We start from the raw sequence: 19406 nt of genomic DNA, 5'->3' as shown, positions 1-19406 counted from the left end.
TATAGCATGGCAGGGGCAGCGCACCGCAATCGGTTGCTCTCTGCATCTTGATCAGGATCATTCATGAGTATCATCTTTACCCAACTGTTGGACGGTTTCCTAAGTGAAGGGGAGGGCTTTGAGAAGGTCTTGTTTGCCTCTGACAAAGGGGTGCCTCCCTGCTTCAGTTATCAGGTCAACTTCCCGCGTCTCGAGCTGGTATTCAGTGGCCACTATCTCAACCAGATCTGGTCCCCGGAGGGGGATGTGCAGTCGGTACAGATGGGTCAGCGCGAGGCGATGTACATCCCTCCCAACGGCTGGAACAAGCCGGACTGGGACAACGACTGTTCCGTGCTCAGCCTGTTGTTTGGCAAGCGCCAGATAGGGTTCAGTCTGGTGAGCAAGCACAAGGGGGACACCGGCTTCTTCGATGTGCAAAAACACAGTATTCAGGCCGGTGCCGGACGAGCACTCGATCATATCCTGCTCTCCCTTAATACTCTGGCGCAGGAGCAGGTGAGGGCGCCGATGGATAATTACCTGCTGCAGGCGCTGCTGAGCTATTCACGGCAACTGCTGGTGGAGTCGGAGAGCGGTCGTCCGCGCGGCTCCGATCTCTTCCACGGCATCTGCATCTACATTCAGGAAAATTTCCACCGCCCCATCAGCCGCGAATGCATCGCCGCCCGCTTCAATCTCTCCCCCAGCCACCTTTCCCGCTTGTTCCGCCAGCAGGGGCATATGCGGCTGGCGGACTACATCAGTTGGGTACGGCTGGAGCGGGCCAAGTTCATGCTCAAAAAGTATCGCTTTCGTCTGGAAGAGGTGGCCAATCGCTGCGGTTTTACCGATGTGAACTATTTCTGTCGGGTGTTCAAGCTGAAGACCGGGCTGACCCCTTCCCAGTATCGATCGTTAAGTCAGCCCCAGGCCGTAACCAGCGAGCAAGAGGGATAAATGGCCGGGGTCGGGAAGGGGGGGTGACGGCGCACTGGCGGGTGGCTACCTCTTTGGTCTGACATGCTTGCTCGCCATTTTATTATGAAAATGAATGGGCTAAGATGGCCGCGCGCAACAAACAAGTTGATAACAAACGGAAGTTAGGAGATGCCGATGGAAAGCAAAGTAGTAATCCCGACCCAGGGTCAGAAAATCACAGTCGATGCCAACGGCAAGCTGCAGGTTCCCAACCATCCGATCATTCCGTTTATCGAAGGGGATGGCATCGGTGTTGACGTAACCCCGGCCATGTTGAATGTGGTGAATGCTGCGGTCGAGAAAGCCTACAAGGGCGAGCGCAAGATCGCCTGGATGGAGATCTACACCGGCGAGAAGTCGACTCATGTCTATGGCGAAGGTGCCTGGCTGCCGGCCGAAACCCTGGATTTCATTCGTGAATATTGCGTGGCCATCAAGGGCCCGCTGACCACGCCGGTCGGTGGCGGTATTCGCTCCCTCAACGTGGCCCTGCGTCAGGAGCTGGATCTCTACATCTGCCTGCGCCCGGTCCGTTACTACGAAGGGACCCCGAGCCCGGTCAAGCGTCCGGATCTGACTGACATGGTGATCTTCCGCGAAAACGCCGAAGACATCTACGCCGGTATCGAGTGGAAGGCGGATAGCGAAGAGGCCAAGAAAGTGATCGCCTTCCTGCAAAACGAGATGGGCGTGAAGAAAATTCGCTTCCCCGAGTCCTGCGGTATCGGCATCAAGCCGATGTCCAGGGCCGGTACCGAGCGTCTGGTGCGTGCCGCCATCGAGTATGCCATCGACAACGATCGCGACTCCGTGACCCTGGTACACAAGGGCAACATCATGAAGTTCACCGAAGGTGCCTTCAAGGATTGGGGTTATGCCCTGGCCCAAAGCGAGTACGGTGCCCAGCTGATCGACGGCGGCCCCTGGTGCTCCTTCAAGAACCCGAAAACCGGCAAGACCATCGTGGTCAAGGATGTCATCGCTGACGCCTTCCTGCAGCAGATCCTGCTGCGTCCGGCCGAGTATGACGTCATCGCCTGTATGAACCTCAACGGCGACTACATCTCCGATGCGCTGGCCGCTCAGGTTGGTGGTATCGGTATCGCGCCGGGCGCCAATATCGGTGACGGCGTGGCCCTGTTCGAAGCGACCCACGGTACTGCACCGAAATATGCCGGTCAGGACAAGGTCAACCCTGGCTCCCTGATCCTCTCTGCCGAGATGATGCTGCGCCACATGGGCTGGGTCGAAGCGGCCGATCTCATCATCAAGGGGATGGAAGCGGCTATCGCCAACAAGACAGTCACCTATGACTTCGAGCGTCTGATGGAAGGGGCCACTCTGCGTTCCTGCTCCCAGTTCGCCCAGGACATGATCGACCAGATGTAATGATGGGTTGATGGTCTGAAACGAAGACCTGTGTCATGAGAAAAATGCCAGTCAGTTAAGCCTGACTGGCATTTTTTATTGGCTTTTTTCACTCTGTTCTTCTGTGGCCTTGGCTTCACGCTGCGGGGATAACTTAGCTCCCTTCTTTTCGGCAATACAAGGTTCCGGCAATACAAACTGCCCCGCTTGTTTATCCAGGCCTCATCAACAGGGTTTAATCTCTCGTTACTGCAACTCAGGCAATAACCATTTGGCCATCTCGAAGTAGATGATAAGACCGGTACCATCCACCAGGGTCGCAATAAACGGCGCAGAGACCACCGCTGGGTCAATGCGGAAACGACGCAGTACCATGGGGATGATAGAGGCGACCGTGGCACTCCACAGCACGATGGCGATGATGGTAAAGGTCACCACCATACCTATTTCGGGGCCAACCCCCAGGCTCCAGGCGCGCACCCAGGCGGCCATGGCAATGGCCCCCGAGATCAAGAGGCCGGTGGAGAGCTCCTTTTTCAGCACTGTGCCGAGATTGCGCAGGCTAACCTCTCCGACCGCCATGGCGCGGACTATGGTGGTGGTGATCTGGGTACCACTGTTACCACCGGTGCCGATCAACAGGGGGATAAAGAAGGCCAGCGCGATGGCGGCCTCCAGCTGCTCCTCAAATGCCCGCAGCACAGTGCCGGTGTAGGCTTCCGCCACAAACAGGATAAGCAGCCAGCCCACCCGCTTGCGCCACAGCTGCCACGGTGTCGCTTGCAGGTAGGGGGTATCGAGCGGCGATGAGCCCCCCTGCATCTCGGCATCCTCGGTGGATTCGAGCTCCAGAATATCCGCCGCGTCATCGACGTGGAAAATACCGACCAGGCGCCCCTGATCCTCGACCGGCAGGACCGAGAGGTCGCGGTCGATCAGCAGGCGCGCGGCCAATTCCTGATCCGCCCGGGCGTTGATCCGTACCGTCTCCCGATCCATCAGATTGGCCACATTAGCCAGCGGATCGGCGATCAGCAGCGTCTTGAGAGAGATACTCCCCTGCAGACGACCATCCCCATTGATCACATAGATGTGGCGAAACAGCTGTGCATTGTCCCAGGCATCGTGGATCAGCTGTTTAGCATGACCGATGGAGTCCTCTTCCCGTACTGCCAGATACTCGTGGCGCATGTTGGCCCCTACCGATTCGGTGGGCCAATCCAGCAGGGAGTAGTACATGGCCTGCGCTTGGGTCGGGAATCGAGCCAGCAAGATAGTGCGATCCTGACGGCCCAGTTTGCGCAGGATGGCCACCATCTCGCGACGGGGAATGGCCTCCTGCAACACGCTGACAATGCTGCCATGCAGTCGCTGTAGCAAGCGGGCCGCACTCTCGGCCGAGAGCGAGCCAAGTAGTTCGGCCCCTTGCGAAACGGGCAGGGTATCAAAGATGCAGTTGAGCTCTTCCGGACGCAGGGTCAGCAGTTGATCGGCGCGCTGAACCGGATCCAGATTATGTTCCAGCCAACCCTGCAGGGCAGCGAGATCGAGTAGTTGATGACGGTTAAGAATGGTATGTGTTTTCTTCATCACAAATGACCTTATGTGATTTCAGGCTGAGCCTGAACGCGATCGAATATCCGATCGCAGTCTGAAAGAAAACAGCAATTTGATTGACGAGTAATAGGCAGGAAATGACGCCGTTCGGCGTGTCATCATCCCCACGTACCAGCTTTAGCACTGTATAACGTATCCGGCATGCCGGAAGCCACTTGGGTTTACACCTTAATCCGATGAAAACTGTCCTGATCTTGGGCGTCTCTGGACGTCGTGAGATCAGTGGCCTGTGTTTATACAGGAGCCTCGCCTAACGAGATGCTGCAAATAATCTGCACAACCCTCGGTTGTGCCGGCGGCATGATTATCCAATCCCGTGGGGAGGTCAACCCCGCAGTAACCATTAAATGGGAAACGGCAACAGCTTGTTACAATTGGCTGGTGATGGTACAGAACCTGTTTGCAGATCGAAGCTAAAATAAAAGGCCCCAAGCGGGCCTTTTATTAGCGGATATAGTCAAATAGCGTCAAGCGACTTATTTTGCTGAAAGAGAGTTGCGAAGCACTCAGTGCCGCATCCTCTTTTGACAGTGTCGAAATAACCTCATAGAGATCCGCTTCCGACACCTTGGCTCTCGCCTCGGCGTTGAGGGTACTCAATCCTTCATTGGAGTTGATGACCGCCTCGAGACTGTTCATCCGGCCACCCAGCTCACCCAACCCATGATCGATATTCAGGCGAGCATTTTTCATATGGACGGTGGCATCGGCTACTTCCAGCGCAAAGTTATCAGCGGTAATACTGGGGTTACGTAAAGCGGTAATAAAATCTGACATCCCGTTGAGAATGTTATCATTTTCTGGTTTTTTTAGCTCAAATTGCTGTGGAGTGCCTCCGACAGGTGCATTAAGAGTTAACTCCAGCCCATTAAACGAAATACTATTCCCTGAAATATAGTTACCATTTGCGACAGAATTACCAGCAGCATCCTTAATCTCATAGGTGTCGGGTGCTCCAGCAGTTGTCGATACTGTATATGAATTACTTGCCAAGGCTGAATTGTAATTGGATTTATAAAAGTTATCAAAATTCCCCTGATCAGACACTTCCACCTTGATGCCAGTAGTCAGCGCACCAGCAGTTCTTCTAGTTGCCACGATTTCAAACAGATCCTGTCCGGAATCATTGGCAGCAATTTGTACTGTGGGTGACACCTGAATATTTCGCTGGCCAGGGTCTCCCTGATAAATATATCTTCCGCTGGGGTCTTTTATATAAGGCTGTGTCTTGCTCTGATTGCCGCCAAAGATAAACTCACCAGACGAGTTTTTGCTATTCATCAGGTCAAACATCTGCTGCTGCAACCCTTCCAGCTCGCTGGCTATGGCCTTGCGATCATCCATGCTGATAGAGCCATTATTTGACTTCTGGATCAGGGTCTGGGCACTAAGCATCGCATTATTAATCGACGTTAATACCGTCTCCTCATGCCCTAGGCTGTTTTCCAGCAAACTGCCATTGACACTGTACTGCTTGAACAGGTCAATCTCCTTGGTCAGTGCCATCTTCTGGCTCATCCCTGCGGGATCTTCTCCGGCAGTCTGAAATTTATTGCCGGTTTGCAGCTGTTGATAGGCAGTATTCAACCGCTCGTTGGCACTGTTGAGGGAATAGATATTCCGGTCGTAGATCATGTTGGTGGTGATGCGCATGACGTTACCTCACGGACGAGAGCAGTGTATCGAAAATGGTTTTGGCCGTGCTGACGATTTGCGCCGAAGCCGCATAGGATTGCTGGAAGCGGATCAGATTAGCCGCCTCCTCCTCCAGATTGACCCCTGACACGCTTTCAAAGATGCCGGTGCTCTGGATAAGCTTGGATTCATTGGCCTTGAGCAGAGTTTTTGCCTGACTGGTATTGTTACCCACTTCCATCACCAATCCGGAATAGGCCTGATTAAAGGTCATCTTGTCGTTGGTAGTCCCACCATTGGTGCTCTTGCGCACCAAATCCTTGTTTTGCAGCTCGGCCAGTGCCAGACCATTGCTGTTATCGGCAAAGCCATTGTTGTTGTAACTGAGTTTGAAACTATCGCCAGCATTCACCGTTCCGGTGATACTGAACTCGTAGCCGGGAGCCTGTTTCGGGTTTGAATAGACAGGCCCACCAGTGGGTGGTGGCAGTTGCAAGGCGGCCATCAAATTCTGTCCCTTGCTGGCCGCAGGCGCCACTCCGATCAGCGTACCTACTTTGTCATAGACCTCGTAGTCACCGTTGTTATTGATTTTGACAACTTGGGGAGCCGTTGGGCTCAGGCTATTGGTGCCAAAACCTGACCCCGCACTGGTATTGAATACGCCACCCAGTTTGATATCAGCCCCGCCGCCATTATTGGTGGTCTTTTCCGCTTTAAGCGGAGAGGCCAAGGCCAAATCTTCCGGTCGTGTGATCAGCTGACCAAGGCCCGCCGCTGCACTCTTGGTCGGTTGCAGCAACAATTTGTCACCGGCAGCAGGAGTACCAGTCAAGTCGATTTTTATGCCATGATCCTCAATAGAAATGGAAGAGGCAGGTAAAGGACCGGTCGTTAAAGAAGTGCCATTTCCATCTTTGTCCAAGGAAAACACTTCATATCCTGTCGCACTAAATCTAACTTCATAGTCAAACGGCGTAACATTAGTACCCTTGCCAGGTAAAAAACTTACCGAAGCTGCAGCGGTACCCGTATTGCCACCGTAAGGTAATCCCTTGCTGGTTGGCAGGGTGAAGATATCACCGCCAATTTCATTATCCAGATCCATCCCGAGGCGATTTTGCTGGTTCAGCGCATCGGCCATTGCGATCGCCAGTTGCCCCAGTTCACGCTTGGTCGGCTCCAGATCGGTACGGGCCTTAAACAATCCGCCCACGGCTCCGCCGAAGGTATCATGGTCAATCAATGCCTTGTTGTCCCCCAAGGTCAGCTGCAGCTCCTGATCACGGGAGTCCGGATCCCCGGCTACCACCTTGAACTGTGCCACGCCGCCATCGAGGATCAGTGAGTGGCCAGTGGTCATATTGACCAGCATGCTGCCATTGGGCTGGGCAACAGTGCGAATATCCATCTTCTCCGACAACAGGCGGATCGCCTCATCCCGCTGATCGAACAGCATCAGGTTCTCTTCGGGTGAACCCTGGGTGCGGAGGATAGCCTGGTTGAGGTCATTGATGCTGGTGAGCAGGCTGTTGACCTGCTTGGTTTCATCTTCGATGCGGGTGTTGAGGGTATCGCTCTGCTTGTCTAGCTGCGCCGAAAGAGTATGAAAGCGGTTGACCATACCGCTCAACTCCGTCATCGCCACCTTGCGGCCACCGATCTCGGCGGGTGATTCATTGGCCGAGTGAAATGACTTGAAATAGGAGGTGATGGCCGCCCCCACGCTGTTGCTGGTATCCCCCAGCAAGCTGTCAACGCTAGCCAGCTGTTCGTAATGAGTCAGGGAGGCATGATAGGCGGAGGTATCACGGCGCACCTCCCCCTGCATATAGTCGTTGATCACCCGCTGGGTCTTGATGTCACCGGTCCCCAGACCGATGGTGTTGGTATACACCAGCGTACGTTCACGCACATAGCCCTGGCTATTGACGTTCACTATGTTGTTACTGGTGGTCTGCAGCAGGCGTTGCTGCGCAAGCACGCCCGATGAACCAATCCCAAGCAGGTCGCTTGCCATACCTTACAGCTCCATCTCGTTGTATTGGGCAATGGCATCACTGCGCAATACCTGTTTCAGTTTACTGGCGTACTGCGGATCAGTGGCATAACCCGCCTGTTGCAACGCCTCGAAGTAGCGATCCGGGCTATCTACCTTCGTCAGGGCTCCCTTGTAACGAGAACCGGAGGTGAGAAAGTCCACATAGTCGTTGAAGCTCTCTTCAAATGACTCATAGGAGCGAAATGCCGCTTTTTGGCGGGAGGCGACGCCCTCTTCATACTCCAGGGTGCTGACCACTGCTTTGGGCCCTTCCCAGCGAGGATCTGCCTTGATGCCAAAGAGGTTATGGGTCATCTGGCCGTCACCATCCTTGATCACTCGTTTGCCCCAGCCACTTTCTAATGCCGCTTGGGCTACCAGTACCGCCGGGCTCAATCCCAACTTGTCGGCCGCTTTCTTGGCCAGCGGCATCAGGCGATTGACGAACTCTTCCGGGGTATCAAACTCTTTGCTACCACTGCCAGGGGCCGTGCCCGCTTCGCTGGTGGGGTGTCCCATTGGCGGTACGCTGCGATGTGGCCGACTGGGCATGGCGAGCCCATGGGGCACAGCCATCTCTTTCTCAGCAAAATCTTTGCCAACTTTTGACGCAGTGATCAATTCATCTGCGGCGGCCTTGGGTGGTTCGTAGGGTTTATAGACCCGCTCGGTGCGCTGCGGCATCTTGAGCACCCGACCATCCTGGTGAGTAAACGCCTCCGGGGAGAATTGCTTGACGACCATCTGGGCCAACCCCAATCCGCCCTTGCTGGACAGGTCGGCTACCCGTTGCTCATCCAGCATCCCTTCATAAAACTGGGTATAACTGCTGTTCATCGGGTTGTCCTGGGTCAGTACCGCATTGGCCTGACGCATGCCCTGAAACAGCATCTGGGTAAAGATTGACTCGAACTGACGTGACGCACTCTGGAGTGCTTCGGCCTGTCCCTCTTTGCTTTGGCTCATCTGGCGCAGACGATCCAGGTTCTTGATGTCCTGCACCATCCCGAGATTCATGCCGCTGTTGGTGTCAAACTCCGCCATTTTGCTTACCTCATTGCCACCCATGGCAATCACTTGCCGCTTGTTACAATATGACCAGTTGTCCTTCGATGGCGCCGGCCTGCTGCAACGCCTCAAGGATCGCCATCAAATCACCGGGGGCCACCCCGACCTGATTCACCGCCCGCACCAGATCATCCAGGGTCGCACCGGTATCAAACTTGAACATCCGCCCCGGCTCCTGTTGCACATTGATAGTCGAGTTGTTGGTGACGGTCGTCTCTCCTCCCGCCAATGGGTTGGGCTGGGAGACCTGCTGGTTTTCGGCGATGGTCACCGTTAGCCCACCATGGCTGATGGCCGCGGGTTTGAGCTTGACCTGACTACCGATCACTATGGTACCGGTACGGGAGTTGACGATGATCTTGGCTGCTTCATTGGCCGGATCGACTTCCAGATTCTCGATAGTGGCCAGATACGCCACCCGCTGACTTGGATCGCGCGGTGCGTAAACCTTGATCGAGGTGGCGTCCAGTGCCTGCGCCATGTTGGGGCCGATCAGGTCATTGACCACATCAGCCAGGCGACGGGCAGTGGTAAAATCGGGACGATTGAGGTTGAAGGTAATGGTGTCGCCCTGACTGAAGGAGTTGGGCACCTCCCGCTCCACAGTCGCGCCATTGGCGATACGTCCAACTGTCGGCGTATTGACGACCACCTTGGAACCATCAGCCCCCTCGGCGCCCAAACCACCGACCACCAGACTGCCTTGTGCCACGGCATATACCCGCCCATCAAGCCCCTTCAAAAAGCTTTGCAGCAAGGTTCCGCCGCGCAGGCTCTTGGCTTCCCCGATGGCCGAAACCGTCACATCGATGGTCTGGCCCGGCTTGGAGAAGGGGGGCAAGTCAGCGTGGATCGCCACCGGTGCCACATCCTTGATCTTGGGTTTGATGTTGTCCGGTACCTTGATGCCAAAGTTATTGAGCATGGTGCGGAACGTTTGTTCGGTAAAGGCGTTGTTCTTCTCGCCAGTACCGGGCAGACCGACCACCAGACCATAGCCAATCAACTGGTTGTTGCGCACCCCATCAACCGAACTGATGTCCTTGATCCGGGCCGCGTTTGCCGCCCCCAAGGGCAGCAGACAGCAGAGCAGGGTAACGAGACGGAGTGACTTCATAACATCTCCTAGAGCGGCCACCAGGGGCCATTGAAAAAGCTGGTAAGCCACCCTTGCTCCTGGCTATTGGCCAGATCGCCGGTACCACCATAGTAAATTCGGGCATTGGCCACCTTCTGTGACGAGACACTGTTATCCGAGGTCACATCGCCAGGACGGATGAGGCCGGTAATGCGGATGTACTCATTACCATTGTTGAGCATGATCCACTTCTCGCCGCGTACTACCAGATTGCCGTTGGGCAGCACCTTGGCCACGCTGACCGAAATATTACCCTGCAGGCTGTTGCTCTGATCCGCCTTGGCTTGGCCCTTGAACGCACTGTTTTGACCAATAGAGGCAGAGAGATCGTAGGGGCTGGCGGTTACTGGCACGCCGCCCAGCTTGACTGGATCCAGATTGAACTTGTTGTCCTTGCCACTCTGGGTATTGGCTTTTTTGGAAGCGGAGGTCGATTCCGACAGTTCAATGGTGATGATGTCGCCTACCTTGTGCGCCTTGATATCCGAATAGATGCCATTGACCTGATCCGGCTGAAAAATGGCCCCTGTCGGTCGCACCGAGACAGGATCCGACTCCCCGTAGACGGGGGAGAATTCGGGATCATCCGGCCTGGGCGTATTGGGGGTACTGCTACACCCTCCCAGCACCAGCAATCCCAGCATCCATACGGCTTTCATCATGCACCTCCTAATTAGGTACGCTGGATCAGGAAGGACATCATGCCATCCACTGCCGAGAGAACCTTGGAGTTCATCTCGTACACCCGCTGGGCCTGGATCAGGTTCACCAGCTCTTCGGTCACGTTGACGTTGGAGGTCTCCAGCATCCCCTGCTTGATCACCCCCAGACCATCCGCCCCGGCAACCCCCTGAATCGCGGCGCCACTGGATTGGGTCTCGACAAACATGTTTTCCCCCATCGGCTGCAAGCCGCTGGCGTTGACAAAGTCGGAGATATTGACCTGCCCCACCACCTGTGAGGCACCGTCTCCTTTGAGCTGCACCGAGACCTGACCATCATTACCTACGGTGACACTCTGGGCGTTTTCCGGGATCTGGATTTCCGGCTGCAGAGGGTAACCATTACCAGGGGTGACAATGGTGCCTTCATCATTGAGGGTAAACTGGCCGTTACGGGTATAAGCAGCGCTACCATCGGGCAGCTGAATTTCAAAGTAGCCGCGGCCACTGATCATCAGATCCAGTGAGTTGTCGGTGGTTTGCACGTTGCCCTGACTGTGGTTTTTCTGGGTCGCTACCACCTTGGCTCCCGCACCGAGCATCAAGCCGGAGGGGAGTTCGGTATCGGCAGAGGAGCGGCCACCGGGCTGATTGATGTTCTGATAGAGCAGATCTTCGAAGATGGCCCGCGACTTTTTGAAGCCCACGGTGCTGGCGTTCGCCAGGTTGTTGGAGGTGACCGAAATATTGGTCTGCTGTGCATCCAACCCGGTCTTGCTGATCCAGAGTGCAGGATTCATGGTGTAACTCCTTGATTAGCTGATACGCAGCAGCTGGGTTTGGGCTTCATCATTCTCTTCGGCCGTCTTCATTATTTTGACCTGGGTTTCGAACTGGCGTTGCAACCGGATCAGGTTGGTCATCTCGTCCACCACATTGACGTTGCTCCCTTCAAGAGAGCCGGCAATCAAGCCAACATTGGCTGAGGCGGCCTCATTTTGACCATCCTTGCGGCGAAACAGACCATCCTGTCCCTTCTCCACGGCATCAGCAGCCGGATTGACCAGTTTGATCCGCTGAAAATCTTCCGGCAAGTTGGCGGCGGCCCCTTCTGGGCGGCCACTGATGGTGCCGTCACGATTGATCTCGAGTTTTTCCATCGGCATCGGCAGCACGATAGGCTGGCCACCGTCATCCACCAGGTTCAACCCGGTTGAAGTTTGCAAATTGCCGGTCGCATTGACCTGCAAATTCCCCATGCGGGTATAGGCTTCGCCCCCTTTGGGGTCTTGCACCGCAATCCAACCCGGGCCATCAACTGCCACGTCGAGATCCCGTCCGGTGGTCATCAGCATGCCATGCTGCAGATTTTGACCAGGACGCTCCGCCATGGCGAACACACGAGTCGGCAAGCCCTCGCCAAACGCCTGCATGCTTCTGGCCTGCTCAAAGTCAGACTTGAAACCCGTGGTATTGGCATTGGCGAGGTTGTTACCCCGAACAGCCAGGCTGTTCATGGTCTCTTTGGCCCCGGACATGGCGATATAAAGCAGGTGATCCATGGCATTCTCCGTCAAACAGATGACTCTGACCGGAAGAAAGCAATTAGAATGCCAACAGATGAGTGGATGAGTGTAATTAGTGGGTTCAGGGGGATTTCGGATGTACGCAAGGATAAAAGGGTGGCGTATCCTGCAGATTGATTCCTGTAAGCAGCTCAAGCAACAGAGGTGATACGCCCTGAACCCTTCTACCCTCACGGCCCAGCCACAATCAGACGGCAAGTCTCGCCAGAGAGGCCGCGCCAGAAGAAATCAGTTAATAAACAATGCGTTGCCTATGTCGAAGGCGCCACTCGGCCTTGTTCCCCAATATATGAGGATCGAGTAAGGTCCATACTCGGTCAGAGATATCGTGGCAGTGAGTGCAGGTGTTGTCCTGTAGCTGCACATAGTTACGTTGACGAGGCCGATAGGGTAGTGAAATGGACGACTGCCCCTAGAAGAAGTTGGCGAGGCTGATGCCAAATTCTTTGGGGTCGACGGTGTTTTCGATGCTCTCTTGCACACCTGATTTGGCCAAGTCCAGCCACTGCACATCGAGGTAGTGGCGCTGGGTAGCGTGATAGATCACCTTGACCATAGGTTTGAGCGGCTGCTGCTCGTTGCGCTGCATTACGATGGCCAACCGCTGGTTGGAAAGTTGCACCAACGTTCCTACCGGATAGACCCCCATGCACTTGATGAATTTGGTCACCAGCTCGGCATCAAAATGCTGGTTTGCCCCTTTGAGCAAGATGCGAAACGCCTGGGTTGGCTGCATGCCAGCCTTGTAGACCCGATCCGCGGTGATGGCATCATAGACATCGACGATGCCGCTCATGCGGGTATAAAGAGAGAGTTGATCGCCTTTGAGCCGCTGCGGGTAACCGGTGCCATCGAGCCGCTCGTGATGGTTGGCTGCCACCTCCAGCATGGTGGGGGTGATGCCCGGGGTATTGCTTAGGATCTCGTAACTGTGCACCACATGCTGGCGCATGATGGCGAACTCCTCGTCGGTCAGTTTTCCCGGTTTGTTGAGTACCTCGTCCGGGGTCATGATCTTGCCCACGTCGTGCAGCAGGCCTCCCAGGGTCAACTCTTTGAGCACACTGCGCTCCAGCCCCAGATAGCGGCCGAAGTTGGCGAGCAGAATAGCCACGTTCATGGAGTGCTCCATCAGGTAGGCATCCTTGGCGCGAATGCGGGCCAGACAGAGCATGGCATCGCCATGGGTGAACATGGTGTCGACCATCTCCTCGGCCACTGCGGCCAGCGGGGTGATGTCGATGGGTTCACCTGCCTTGAGGTGGCTAATGAATTTGCTCTGTAGCTCGCGTGCCTCCTGATAAAGACGGCGGATCTTCAGCTCTCGCCCTTCGCTGTTGGCACTGGCCCTGCGTCCCACTTGAGCGCTATTGGCATTGAGGTCGGGGGAGGTAATGGCTTCGCTCTCGGCACTGCCCAGTTTGCTGCGGGCCAGATCGATGCGCACCGTCAGCACCCCCTGTCGCACCAGATTGGCAATTTGCGCCACATTCGTCACCATTCCCATCTGGGCGATCTCCATCCCACCGGTCTGGCTGGCGATAGCAATGACATACATGCCGGGTTTCAGCTGGTTGACGGGGAGTACGGGATAGGATGCTTGGGACTTCATGGATTCTTCCTGGCGTTTATTATTATGAGCATCGTTCAGATGAGGTATTAGTGATAAGTGTAACATTGGAAGCCCAGATCGTCATGATGGGTAACCCCTTAACAGTGGCGTTGTGGCCCCCGCCCGATATAATGACGCCCCTTTACTTGTTGGACCTGAGGTTGTGAATGCGGCTTGATAAATTTCTTTGCGATTGTTCTGATTTGACCCGCTCGCTGGCCGGCAAACTGATCCGTCAGGGTGAGGTCATGGTGGATGGCATTGTGGTCAAGCAACCCGCTTTTCATATCAATGAGCAGAGCCAGATCGAATTTGACGGTGTCACCTTGAGGCTAGAGCAGTGCAACCGCTATTTCATGCTGCACAAACCGGTCGGTTACGTCTGCTCAAATGAAGACCCTGATCACCCGACAGTGTTTTTCCTGATGGATGAGCCTGCGATGGGCAAACTGCATGTGGTTGGGCGACTCGATCTTGACACCACAGGTCTGGTACTGGTGACCGATGATGGTAAATGGTCTCACCGCATCACATCGCCGCGCCACGAGTGTGCCAAGACTTATCACGTCTGGCTGGCCGACCCGGTGAGCCCGGATGCCATCGAGCTGTTTGCCGAAGGTGTATTCCTGCGTAATGAGGATGACAAAACTCGTCCTGCCCAGCTTGAAATCCTCAATGAGTGCGAGGCCAGACTGACCATCCACGAAGGCAAGTACCATCAGGTCAAGCGAATGTTTGCCTCGATCGGCAACAAGGTGGTGGGTCTGCATCGTGAGCAAATTGGTAGCCTGGTGCTCGATGATGCGCTGGCGCCGGGTGACTATCGCGAACTCACAGCTGAGGAGATCGCGCTGTTCTGATTGCGCGTGCCTTATCGGGTTTCAGTGACCGCTGAAACCCAGTACCAGCGCGGTGCCGAGTGTGGCAATCAGGGCGCCAACCCAAGCGGCAACGGATGGCCGCTCCCCCGAGTGCCACCACAACAGCGGCAGCAGTAGCACGGGAGTGGAGGAGGAGAGAATGGCCACCATGCCGACCTCGCCCTTACGCAAGGCCATCAGGATCAGGGTCATGCCCAGCCCCATCGCCAGAAAACCGTTGGTGGCAATCATGGCAAGGATCTGGCGATTGACCGGTTTGAGCGGCATGGCCAGCGGCAAGCGTCCCAGCCGCAGGACGCAGTGGGCCAGCAGGGCACTGCCCATCCGGATACCCGATGCACTCACCGCATCCACCTCGCCACTCATCATCACCGGCTTGGCGATAATGGCCCCCAGACTCTGACAAAGCGCCGCCGTCAGGCCAAGACCAATCCCCAACGCCAGATTGCCCCGGATCTGCTCCCACTCGTTGCTGCTACTGCGTCTGCCAAACAGGATCGCCAGCATTACGCCGGCAAACACCAGCATGGCCCCCAGCAGTCGCCAATCAGTGAGTGTTTCGTTAAACAGCCAGAGCCCGAGCAGGGCAGAAAACAGCGCATGACAGGAGAAGAGCAGTGCACTGCGTCTTGGCCCCAGCCGGTTCATGCAGGCAAACAGCGCCGTATCGCCAACAAAAATGCCGATCAGCCCCGAGATGGCAAGCAAGGGCAGTGCACTGGCAGTGAGTGTTTGCCAGCCACCAGTGAGCAGACTCACGCTGCCGAGCATTAGGCTGACCAAAAACATACGCCAGCGGCTGTAGGCAAATGCTCCCAGATGACGGGCCGGTTTGACCGAAATTAGCGCAGCAACTGCCCATAAACTGGCCGAACCCAGTGCCAGCCACTCATACCCCATAAAAACTCCTGAAAAAAATAGCCCGAAAGACTCCATCTCTCGGGCAAGCCCGATACAATACGGGGCGTTTTCGGGGATAACAAGAGCGGCATCAGGCATTCATCAGGCGCGCCCTCGGCCTTCCCCTCCTGCAGTGGTTTTATTCGAGGTTTTATCATGAGGTATGGTTTCTTTCCCAAGCTGGCGCAACGCTGGCTCTCCCCGCTATTGCTTGCCGTGCTGGCAGGGCCCTTGGCCCATGCCACTACAGTCGAGCAGCAGCCTCTGCTTGCCGATCGGCAAACCCTGGTCAAGGGTAATGGCGGTGAGCCGGAGTCGCTGGATCCTGCGCTGGTGCGATCCGGTTTCCCGGGGGAGGCGGTACTGGTCGATCTGTTTGAAGGGCTGGTCAGCGACGATGGGCAAGGGCATATCGTTCCGGCGCAGGCGCAGCGCTGGGAGGTGAGTGAGGATGGACTGGAGTGGCGATTCTTCCTGCGTCCCCAGCTGAAGTGGTCCAATGGCGACCCCTTGGTTGCCGCTGATTTTGTCTATGCCTGGCGCCGTCTGCTCGAACCGGCAATGGGTTCCCCTTCCGCTGAGCTGTTGCTGGCGACTGGCATCAACAACGGCCAATCCATTTATGCGGGGGCACTGGAACTCGACAACCTGGGCATTGAAGCGCAAAGCGATCAGATCCTGAAAATCACCCTGGAACGACCCTCCCCCTATTTCCTGCAGCTTATCAGCCAGCGCCCCTTCGTGCCGGTTAGCCAGAAGGCGATAGCCAAGTTTGGCAAGCAGTGGACGGCGCCAGGCAAACTGGTGAGCAATGGTGCTTACCGGTTAGTACAATGGATACCTCATGAGCGGCTTGAAGCTGAGCGTAATATCCAATACTGGGACGATCTCCATACCCGGATTGCCCGGGTCACCTATCTGCCAATCGCCTCGCAGCATGCGGAACGGCTGCGCTATGAGGCCGGAGAAATCCAGCTGACCAACAAGGTATCGCTCGGCTATTACCAGAAGATGAAGCGCGAATCCCCGGAGCGGCTTTGGGGTTTGCCGCTGTTTGGTACCTATCTCTACGCCTTCAATCTTAAGCGCCCCGAACTGCAGGATGTGCGGGTGCGTCAGGCGCTCTCCATGGCGATTGATCGGCAGCTGCTCATTGGATCGGTGAGCGGGCAGGATGAGCTGGCGGCATGGTCGCTGTTGCCGGAGATGCCGGGTTATCCGCGGGTGGTCTTGCCCGTGGCCCTGGAGGATATGCCGACCCGGCAGGCCAAAGCGGCGGCACTACTGTCAGCGGCCGGGTATAACAGTGCGAATCCGCTAAAACTGAGCATTACCTACAATACCGCGGAGACCCACAAGAAGATGGCGCAGGCTATCGCGGCCATGTGGCAGAAGCTGGGGGTGCAGGTCACCCTCAACCATCTGGAGTGGGGGGGTTATCAGATGGCCAAGGATAGTGGTGACTTCCAGGTAGCCAGAAGCTTCCTGTTTGGCGATTACGTGGAGCCGTCAGCCATGCTGGGGAGTTTCCGTTGCCAGGATCTGCGCAACGAGAGTGGCTATTGCAATGCCGATTTTGATCTGTTGCTGGAGCAGGCTGCCAACACGTTGGACAGCGCGAGCCGAGTCGAACTCTATCGACATGCCGAGCAGTTGCTGCTTGAGGAGGCGCCGATCCTTCCCGTGTATCATTACAATCAGATGAGGCTGGTCGATCCCACACTGCGTGGGCTGCCTAGCGAGAGTTTGAGAGGGACGATTGCCACCAAGGATCTCTATTTCAGCCAGCAGTGAGGAGCATTTCATGAAACTTGCCATTATTTCCGACATCCACGGCAGCATCATTGCGCTGGAGCGGGTACTGACCCTGCTTGAGCCATGGCAGCCCGATCACTACCTGCTGCTCGGTGATCTGCTCAATCATGGGCCGCGTAACCCTCTGCCTGAAGGGTATAACCCGCCAGCCGTGGCCGATCGGCTCAATGAGTTGGCCTCGCAGATCATCGCCGTGCGTGGCAACTGTGATTCTGAAGTGGATCAGATGTTATTGCGTTTCCCCATCACCGCCCCCTACAACCAGCTGCTGGTCGATGAACGGCGCTGGTTTGTCAGCCACGGCCATCTCTATCATCCTGACGAGGTACAACTGCCGCCGGGTAGTCTGTTCCTGAGCGGCCATACCCATGTACCGGTATTGGAATGGCAGGGTGAGCGAGTATTGATTAATCCGGGTTCAATCTGTTTTCCGCGCGGCGAATTGCCTGCCAGTTACGGTAGCTATGAGGCCGGGGTGCTTCGAGTGAATGCGTGTGAGGATGGACGAGAGTTGCTGCGATTGGCGCTATAAAAAACGGACAGAAAAATGCAAGGCCTGATAAGAGATGTCAGGCCTTGATACCGTAGGAGCGGGTGCCAGAGCGAGTGTTGCCTTTGGCGTCATAGGTCAGGCTGTTGCGATCGCGCAGCTGACTCAGAAAGGTTGCCAGACGACGGTTGGAGACGATGCTCAATTCAAGCAGCCGACCGTTGATATCATTTTGTGCTTGGCATGCATCCAGTTTTTCACGCAGCTGCACCATCTCATCGGGATAGGCTGCCAGCTGTAGTGCCAGTTCCGGCATCTCTGCCAGCGTCTTGTCCAGGGCTTCTATCGCAGCAAGCAACTGCTGTTTGCGCTCGGTCAGTGCAGGCAGGGCCAGTGCCTGATGCTGCTCGAGCAAGCGGAACTCCTCTTCCAGAATACCTTGCATCTGGGTGAGGTAATCATCTTGGGTGTGCAGTAACGAAGGTAAGTCCATCATCTAAGAACTTTGTCCAGATTAGCTTCGAAACTGAACATCTTCTTGGCTACTGCATCGCTATTGACCTGATATTCGCCACTCGCGACGGCTTTTTTCAGTTGTTCGACCTTGCTTTCATTACCGGTAGACGCGGTATTGAGGGTCTGTTGCATCTTTTGCAATTGTTGCGCCTCACTGGTCAAGGAGACTGAGTCCAGCTTGACAGTAGCCGCTTTGTTTTCGGGCGATGAGGTGACTGACTTGCTGCCTGTCCCCTGGCTGTTACCGGTATTTTGCAACCGATTGTTCGCCAAGTTGTTGATATTGTTGATGGCCATTTTAGTTACCTTCGTCTGCTTTAAGGTTTGCTTACCTGTTTATCGGTGCAGCAGGTCAGAACTTTAGAAAAATTATCGAACATCTGGTATTAGAAAGTGATCGATACAGCACCAACACCACTTACTTTACCCTCAACGGTTTTGCCGGATCGAATATTGACGAGTTTGATGATCTCTCCGAAGCTGCCATCTTGCAAGGCTCGGGCCATGGTTTTGATCTGGAAGTTGTTGTTTTCTGCTGTCAGGGTGACCTGATCCCCTTTGCATACCACACACACCTGGCTCAAACGGATGGGCTGCCCCGGTTTGATTTCACGTTTGCTACGTACCCCTATGAGTGGGGTGGGGTCGGTCAGATAGTCGCCACGGATCAGGGTTTGATCCTGATAGGCAAGTATAAGTTGCGGCTCGGTCAGCAGATCCCCTTTGGCAATAGGGTTGGCGACGGTGACATAGGGTTTTTGAATGCTAACCCGTACAGGCAAATAGACATCCCAAGGTTTGTCTTCTTCACACTTAAGGTAAACAGTTGTATTTCGACGAATTTCCATTTTAGCGGGTAAGCTGATGGTTAATCGGTCTTCGCAGCGGGTCAGTGGGAGCCGTTCATCCAGCGTTGCCGAGGTGACATCAGCCCTGGCATCCAAGGGCACTTCTAGCTGGCCATAAACGAACTCTTGCGCTTTTTCTTGCAGATAGGTGGTGACGTCCGAGGCATAGCTGGAAGAGATGCTACCTAAAAAGAGGCTGATGAGTAAAAGACGGTTAATCATTTTCGCTCGTTGGTCGATAAGTTGTTCACGCATATCACCATATTTAA

Annotated in this window: 18 protein-coding genes and 1 riboswitch; of the genes, 5 read left to right on the top strand and 13 right to left on the bottom strand. The window is 55.3% G+C overall.

Going from position 1 to position 19406, the window contains the following annotated elements; genetic code table 11:
• Window positions 1–63 precede the first annotated feature (63 nt).
• Both BN4575_RS03885 and icd read left to right on the top strand, forming a co-directional pair.
• Window positions 64–939 carry an AraC family transcriptional regulator gene (locus BN4575_RS03885; protein ID WP_068977217.1) on the top strand — a complete coding sequence of 292 codons (876 nt, stop codon included), beginning with the start codon at window positions 64–66 and terminating at the stop codon, window positions 937–939.
• A gap of 156 nt (window positions 940–1095) precedes the next feature.
• Complete coding sequence (gene icd, locus BN4575_RS03880) at window positions 1096–2349, top strand: NADP-dependent isocitrate dehydrogenase (protein ID WP_068977216.1); 1254 nt, start codon at window positions 1096–1098, stop codon at window positions 2347–2349.
• Between the two features lie 225 nt (window positions 2350–2574).
• Here the strand turns inward: icd and mgtE are convergent, their stop codons facing one another.
• The 9 genes from mgtE to BN4575_RS03835 form a co-directional block, all read right to left on the bottom strand.
• Window positions 2575–3918 carry a magnesium transporter gene (mgtE, locus tag BN4575_RS03875; RefSeq protein WP_068977215.1) on the bottom strand — a complete coding sequence of 448 codons (1344 nt, stop codon included), beginning with the start codon at window positions 3916–3918 and terminating at the stop codon, window positions 2575–2577.
• Between the two features lie 122 nt (window positions 3919–4040).
• Window positions 4041–4210, bottom strand: a riboswitch (M-box (ykoK) riboswitch).
• Between the two features lie 179 nt (window positions 4211–4389).
• Complete coding sequence (flgL, locus tag BN4575_RS03870; protein ID WP_068977214.1) at window positions 4390–5598, bottom strand: flagellar hook-associated protein FlgL; 1209 nt, start codon at window positions 5596–5598, stop codon at window positions 4390–4392.
• 4 nt (window positions 5599–5602) lie between these two features.
• Window positions 5603–7600 (bottom strand): FlgK family flagellar hook-associated protein, encoded by a 1998-nt coding sequence (locus BN4575_RS03865; protein ID WP_068977213.1) that lies wholly within the window; start codon window positions 7598–7600, stop codon window positions 5603–5605.
• 3 nt (window positions 7601–7603) lie between these two features.
• Window positions 7604–8665 (bottom strand): flagellar assembly peptidoglycan hydrolase FlgJ, encoded by a 1062-nt coding sequence (gene flgJ / locus BN4575_RS03860; protein ID WP_068977286.1) that lies wholly within the window; start codon window positions 8663–8665, stop codon window positions 7604–7606.
• A 43-nt stretch (window positions 8666–8708) separates the two neighbouring features.
• Window positions 8709–9806 carry a flagellar basal body P-ring protein FlgI gene (locus BN4575_RS03855; protein ID WP_042022020.1) on the bottom strand — a complete coding sequence of 366 codons (1098 nt, stop codon included), beginning with the start codon at window positions 9804–9806 and terminating at the stop codon, window positions 8709–8711.
• Between the two features lie 8 nt (window positions 9807–9814).
• Window positions 9815–10486 carry a flagellar basal body L-ring protein FlgH gene (flgH, locus tag BN4575_RS03850; RefSeq protein ID WP_068977212.1) on the bottom strand — a complete coding sequence of 224 codons (672 nt, stop codon included), beginning with the start codon at window positions 10484–10486 and terminating at the stop codon, window positions 9815–9817.
• 14 nt (window positions 10487–10500) lie between these two features.
• A complete protein-coding gene (gene flgG / locus BN4575_RS03845; protein ID WP_068977211.1) occupies window positions 10501–11289 on the bottom strand; it encodes a flagellar basal-body rod protein FlgG in 789 nt (262 codons plus the stop codon).
• A 15-nt stretch (window positions 11290–11304) separates the two neighbouring features.
• Window positions 11305–12051, bottom strand: a complete 747-nt coding sequence (flgF, locus tag BN4575_RS03840) for a flagellar basal-body rod protein FlgF (RefSeq protein ID WP_042022025.1) — start codon at window positions 12049–12051, stop codon at window positions 11305–11307.
• Between the two features lie 436 nt (window positions 12052–12487).
• A complete protein-coding gene (locus tag BN4575_RS03835; RefSeq protein WP_068977210.1) occupies window positions 12488–13687 on the bottom strand; it encodes an HD-GYP domain-containing protein in 1200 nt (399 codons plus the stop codon).
• 167 nt (window positions 13688–13854) lie between these two features.
• On the opposite strand from BN4575_RS03835, the gene rsuA reads away from it, so the two are divergent.
• Window positions 13855–14547 carry a 16S rRNA pseudouridine(516) synthase RsuA gene (rsuA, locus tag BN4575_RS03830; protein WP_068977209.1) on the top strand — a complete coding sequence of 231 codons (693 nt, stop codon included), beginning with the start codon at window positions 13855–13857 and terminating at the stop codon, window positions 14545–14547.
• Between the two features lie 21 nt (window positions 14548–14568).
• Here the strand turns inward: rsuA and BN4575_RS03825 are convergent, their stop codons facing one another.
• Window positions 14569–15468, bottom strand: coding sequence for a DMT family transporter (locus BN4575_RS03825; RefSeq protein WP_068977208.1), 900 nt, complete (start codon window positions 15466–15468; stop codon window positions 14569–14571).
• A 156-nt stretch (window positions 15469–15624) separates the two neighbouring features.
• Between BN4575_RS03825 and BN4575_RS03820 the strand changes: the two genes are divergently transcribed.
• Window positions 15625–17262 carry a peptide ABC transporter substrate-binding protein gene (locus BN4575_RS03820; protein WP_068977207.1) on the top strand — a complete coding sequence of 546 codons (1638 nt, stop codon included), beginning with the start codon at window positions 15625–15627 and terminating at the stop codon, window positions 17260–17262.
• Between the two features lie 10 nt (window positions 17263–17272).
• The gene (gene yfcE, locus BN4575_RS03815; protein ID WP_068977206.1) at window positions 17273–17815 is read left to right on the top strand and encodes a phosphodiesterase; all 543 of its coding nucleotides are present in this window, start codon (window positions 17273–17275) and stop codon (window positions 17813–17815) included.
• Window positions 17816–17852: 37 nt separating this feature from the next.
• Here yfcE and BN4575_RS03810 read toward each other — a convergent pair whose 3' ends face one another.
• The 3 genes from BN4575_RS03810 to flgA form a co-directional block, all read right to left on the bottom strand.
• Window positions 17853–18269: a flagella synthesis protein FlgN gene (locus BN4575_RS03810; RefSeq protein ID WP_068977205.1), complete on the bottom strand. Its 417-nt coding sequence runs from the start codon at window positions 18267–18269 to the stop codon at window positions 17853–17855.
• Window positions 18266–18586, bottom strand: a complete 321-nt coding sequence (gene flgM, locus BN4575_RS03805) for a flagellar biosynthesis anti-sigma factor FlgM (RefSeq protein WP_068977204.1) — start codon at window positions 18584–18586, stop codon at window positions 18266–18268. Before flgM ends, BN4575_RS03810 begins: the two co-directional genes overlap by 4 nt.
• 89 nt (window positions 18587–18675) lie before the next feature.
• The gene (flgA, locus tag BN4575_RS03800) at window positions 18676–19359 is read right to left on the bottom strand and encodes a flagellar basal body P-ring formation chaperone FlgA (protein ID WP_082186813.1); all 684 of its coding nucleotides are present in this window, start codon (window positions 19357–19359) and stop codon (window positions 18676–18678) included.
• Between the last annotated feature and the right edge of the window lie 47 nt (window positions 19360–19406).

The organism is Aeromonas sp. EERV15, assembly GCF_900079845.1.
GTDB classification, from domain to species: Bacteria; Pseudomonadota; Gammaproteobacteria; order Enterobacterales; family Aeromonadaceae; genus Aeromonas; species Aeromonas sobria.
Note: the sequence above shows the minus strand (reverse complement) of the source record. Positions and strands in the feature narration are given on the sequence as shown.

Coding starts and splice junctions, on each gene's coding strand:
- flgG (WP_068977211.1), bottom strand. CDS start 11,289: ATGAATCCTGCACTCTGGATCAGCAAGACCGGGTTGGATGCACAGCAG.
- BN4575_RS03865 (WP_068977213.1), bottom strand. CDS start 7,600: ATGGCAAGCGACCTGCTTGGGATTGGTTCATCGGGCGTGCTTGCGCAG.
- BN4575_RS03825 (WP_068977208.1), bottom strand. CDS start 15,468: ATGGGGTATGAGTGGCTGGCACTGGGTTCGGCCAGTTTATGGGCAGTT.
- flgF (WP_042022025.1), bottom strand. CDS start 12,051: ATGGATCACCTGCTTTATATCGCCATGTCCGGGGCCAAAGAGACCATG.
- icd (WP_068977216.1), top strand. CDS start 1,096: ATGGAAAGCAAAGTAGTAATCCCGACCCAGGGTCAGAAAATCACAGTC.
- flgM (WP_068977204.1), bottom strand. CDS start 18,586: ATGGCCATCAACAATATCAACAACTTGGCGAACAATCGGTTGCAAAAT.
- BN4575_RS03810 (WP_068977205.1), bottom strand. CDS start 18,269: ATGATGGACTTACCTTCGTTACTGCACACCCAAGATGATTACCTCACC.
- flgJ (WP_068977286.1), bottom strand. CDS start 8,665: ATGGCGGAGTTTGACACCAACAGCGGCATGAATCTCGGGATGGTGCAG.
- BN4575_RS03885 (WP_068977217.1), top strand. CDS start 64: ATGAGTATCATCTTTACCCAACTGTTGGACGGTTTCCTAAGTGAAGGG.
- flgA (WP_082186813.1), bottom strand. CDS start 19,359: ATGATTAACCGTCTTTTACTCATCAGCCTCTTTTTAGGTAGCATCTCT.
- BN4575_RS03820 (WP_068977207.1), top strand. CDS start 15,625: ATGAGGTATGGTTTCTTTCCCAAGCTGGCGCAACGCTGGCTCTCCCCG.
- flgH (WP_068977212.1), bottom strand. CDS start 10,486: ATGAAAGCCGTATGGATGCTGGGATTGCTGGTGCTGGGAGGGTGTAGC.
- flgL (WP_068977214.1), bottom strand. CDS start 5,598: ATGCGCATCACCACCAACATGATCTACGACCGGAATATCTATTCCCTC.
- BN4575_RS03855 (WP_042022020.1), bottom strand. CDS start 9,806: ATGAAGTCACTCCGTCTCGTTACCCTGCTCTGCTGTCTGCTGCCCTTG.
- mgtE (WP_068977215.1), bottom strand. CDS start 3,918: ATGAAGAAAACACATACCATTCTTAACCGTCATCAACTACTCGATCTC.
- BN4575_RS03835 (WP_068977210.1), bottom strand. CDS start 13,687: ATGAAGTCCCAAGCATCCTATCCCGTACTCCCCGTCAACCAGCTGAAA.
- yfcE (WP_068977206.1), top strand. CDS start 17,273: ATGAAACTTGCCATTATTTCCGACATCCACGGCAGCATCATTGCGCTG.
- rsuA (WP_068977209.1), top strand. CDS start 13,855: ATGCGGCTTGATAAATTTCTTTGCGATTGTTCTGATTTGACCCGCTCG.